Source organism: Streptomyces sp. SP18BB07 (genome assembly GCF_036322545.1).
GTDB classification, from domain to species: domain Bacteria; phylum Actinomycetota; class Actinomycetes; order Streptomycetales; family Streptomycetaceae; genus Streptomyces; species Streptomyces deccanensis.
On the sequence record NZ_JAQYWT010000313.1, the window covers coordinates 1 to 429 of the forward strand.

Sequence of the window (429 nt, forward strand, 5' to 3'; positions counted from 1 at the left end):
GAGTCGTGGGGCACGGCGGGGTCGAAGGCGCTGTACCTCTCCACCGAGACGCGGGACAACCCCCACACGTCCGTGCACGGAGCGACGGTCTCCGCCGACCACGGCCTTGACGCCCTCGTCGCCCAGGGGCTGGGGCCCGAGGGGCGGACGAGAGCGGAGTAGAACGCCTGGGGCGCCCCGACCGGACCCGGGGCGCCCCAGGTTTTCGCGGGGCGGGGGGGGTGCGTGTCGGGTGCGGCGCCGGGGAGGCGGCTCGCGCTGGTCCCCGCGGCCCGGTATAGCAGGGGCGCCGCGAACTGCGCTATAAGCATCACCGGATCCGCACCCGACACGCACCACCCCCTCCCCGAGAAAACCTTGGGCGCCCCGGTTCCGGTCGTGGCGCACCAGGCGTTCTACTCCGCTCTCGTCCGCCCCTCGGCCACCAGC

General features: G+C 74.6%; 1 pseudogene. It reads left to right on the forward strand.

Annotated elements, in window-relative coordinates:
* A pseudogene (locus PUR53_RS20945) lies at window positions 1–162 on the forward strand (carbohydrate esterase); the annotation flags it as partial.
* Window positions 163–429: the final 267 nt, after the last annotated feature.